At 66.4% G+C, this 3,035-nt stretch carries 3 protein-coding genes; all 3 read left to right on the forward strand.

Annotated elements, in window-relative coordinates:
• The coding region (locus AC4FAH_RS10515) for an alpha/beta fold hydrolase (protein WP_490245999.1) at window positions 1–752 on the forward strand (752 nt) is incomplete at its 5' end.
• The gene (locus AC4FAH_RS10520; RefSeq protein ID WP_490246000.1) at window positions 749–1,717 is read left to right on the forward strand and encodes an alpha/beta fold hydrolase; all 969 of its coding nucleotides are present in this window, start codon (window positions 749–751) and stop codon (window positions 1,715–1,717) included. The genes AC4FAH_RS10515 and AC4FAH_RS10520, both read left to right, overlap by 4 nt.
• 58 nt (window positions 1,718–1,775) lie before the next feature.
• Window positions 1,776–2,942: a patatin-like phospholipase family protein gene (locus tag AC4FAH_RS10525; protein WP_153635322.1), complete on the forward strand. Its 1,167-nt coding sequence runs from the start codon at window positions 1,776–1,778 to the stop codon at window positions 2,940–2,942.
• The last annotated feature ends 93 nt before the right edge of the window (window positions 2,943–3,035 follow it).

Below are 3,035 nucleotides of genomic sequence, written 5' to 3' on the forward strand. Positions count from 1 at the left end.
GACTGGCGCACGACCCTGCCTATCCGGTCGGCAACAATCTGATCTCGCTGCGTGATGAGTGGCTGGCGTGTCTGGACGCCGCGCTGGGGCCGTTGCCCGCGGCGGACGGCACCGGGCGCAAGGTGATCGGAGTCGGGCATTCGCTGGGAGGCATCGTCAATTACATGGCGGCGCTCAAGCAGCCGGAACGCTTCCACTGCCTCGTGCTGCTCGACCCGCCGTTGATGCTGGGCCGTGATGCGCTGGGCATGAAGGTCGCCAAGCGCTTCGGCTTCATTGATCGTGTCACGCCGGCAGGCCGCACTCGCGGGCGTCGCGCGCGCTGGGACTCCCGTCAGGCCATGCAGGATTACCTGCGCCGTCGTTCGCTGTTCGCCAATTTCACGCCAGAGGCGCTGGACGACTACGTCGACAAAGCCACCCATCGTCACGCGGATGGCAGCCTGTCATTGAGCTTCGATACCCGTCACGAGGTCGAGATCTTCCGTCACCTCAGCGATCACCTGTCAGGCTCGCCGGCGAAGCTGGCGGTGCCGGTCAGGATTCTGGCCGGCGCCCAGTCTGATCTGCTCACGCCGGCGCGCCAGGCACGCCTGCGCCGCGCCGGGCTGACGGTGGAGCATGTCCGGGGAGGACATATGTACCCCTTTGAATACCCACAGGAGACGCGCGCCGCGCTGCTGGCGGCCATCGCCGACCTCGCGCCGCCGGATGTACTGCCGCCAGGCCTGCTGGCCGGGAGGCAATCATGAGTACTGATCAATCCATTCAGGACATCGCAGAGGCTCCCCTGAACGCCAACGTTACGCTGCGTGAGCGTCGCTTCCCACGGCGCACGGGCGGAGAGCTGGCGGCCCTGGAGTGGGCGCCTGCCGAGCACGCCGAGCAGGCACCGACGTGGCTGGCGCTGCATGGCTGGCTCGACAATGCCGCCAGCTTCAGCCGCCTGGCGCCGCTGTTGTGTGAACGGCTCGGCATTCGTCTCATCGCCATCGACATGGTCGGTCACGGTCTCTCGAGTCCGCTGGGTGAGCACGGTGATTATGCGGTGTGGGATTACTGCCACGATGTGATCGAGGCACTGGAAGGCCTGTATGACGAGGGGCTGCCGCGCGCGCCGGTCACGGTGATGGCGCACTCGCTGGGGGCGGCGGTGTCGGGGCAGGTGGCTGCGGCGCTGCCGGAATATATCGCGCGACTGGTGCTGATCGATGGCATCGGCGCACTTGCCACGCCAGCCTCGGAGGTGGTCGATCAGCTGCGCCGCGGATTGCTGGCACGCCACGCGCAGCCGGTCAGACGCGCCGCCACGCGACGTGCCCATTATCGTCATGTCGAGGACGCCGTGGCGGCGCGGGTCGCGGGAGGTGTCACGCCGATCGATGCCGACACGGCGCGGCCGATCGTCGAGCGCAACCTCGAGGTGCTGGAAGACGGTGGCCTGCGGCTGAGAAGTGACCGTCGCCTGCTGCGGCCTTCACTGATGCGCTACACCCCGGAGCAGGTGCTGGCGTTATTGGCGGCGTTGACCCAACCGGTACTGCTGATCGAGGGCGAGCAGGGTATCCTGACCATAAGGCACGAGGCACAGCAGGCGCGCGATGCCGTGAAGAGGCTCGAGCGTCGCGTCTTGCCGGGTGGCCACCACCTGCATCTGGAGCCGCCCCATGTGGCGGCGGTCGCCGATGCCATCGTCGAGTGGATCAGCTCGCACTGAGCGATGCACCGCGTGCCGCGTCCGTTCATCTTTCATCATCTGCAGCGGGAGACATGCCATGGCCAAGCGCAAGACCATCGCCCTGGCACTGGGGAGTGGCGGGGCCCGAGGCTATGCCCATATCGGCGTCATCGAGGAAGTGCTGGCGCGCGGTTACGACATTCGCGCCATTTCGGGCTGCTCGATGGGCGCACTGGTCGGGGGTATCCATGCCGCCGGCAAGCTGGATGCCTATCGCGACTGGGTCTGTGAGCTGGATTACTTCGACGTGCTGCGGCTGGTGGATGTCACCTGGAGCCCGATGGGCGCCATCCGCGCGCGCCGCATCATGGATGAGCTGGAAGCCCTGATCGGCGACACGCGCATCGAGGATCTGCCGATTGCGGTCACCACCGTCGCCACCGACCTGATCGCCCAGAAGGAGGTCTGGTTCCAGAGCGGCAATCTGCTCGAGGCGATTCGGGCCTCCATCGCGGTGCCCGGGGTGATCACGCCGGTGCAACGCGACCGCAAGGTGCTGGTGGATGGCGGCCTGATGAATCCCTTGCCGATCACGCCGCTGGTCGCCGCCCACGTTGACCTGGTGCTGGCGGTCAACGCCACGGCGCATTCGCCGCGCAACCAGACACTGGAGCAGATGCTGCCGCCGGCCGATGCCGCCGAGGAAGAGGCGCGCGAAGCCGCCCTGGAAGCGCGCGGCGGTGGTTTCAGTGACTGGCTGCGGGGAGTGCGTCGCGGTGCCGAGCGCATCTTTTCTGCCGAGAAGGAGCAGGCGCTGGAGGACCAGCAGGGCATGGCATTTGCCAGTCCGGTCGGCGGCGTCCCGCTGCCGCCGGGCGATGCCTCGCGCCTGAAGTTCGAGGCACTGAAAAGCAGCGATGCCGAGCCAGCGCTGGGAGAAGAAGCGTTGGCAGAGCCGCAGGCAGAGACTGGCGCTGTCACCCAGGGCAAGCAGCCGCCGTCCGCAGCTGAGCCTGAGCGGGTCGATGATAACGCGCCGGAGCTTGCCTGGGGCAAGCTGGACATGATGATGCGCTCCTTCGATATCACCCAGGCAACGCTGGCCAAGTACAAGATCGCCGGCTATCCACCGGATATCCTGGTCGAGATTCCCAAGACGGTGTGTGGCGCCTATGAATTTCACCGCGCCGCAGGCCTGATCAAGCTGGGCCGGCACCTGGCCGCCGAAGCGCTGGATCGCTACGAGAAGGGCAGCGACGGCTAGCCTGTCGTGAGTTGTCCTTTAATGAAAAAGCCCCCGCCAATCGGCGGGGGCTTTTCGTTACGGTGCTCTTCAATACAGTGCTCTTCAATACAG

It is taken from the genome of Cobetia sp., assembly GCF_983723665.1.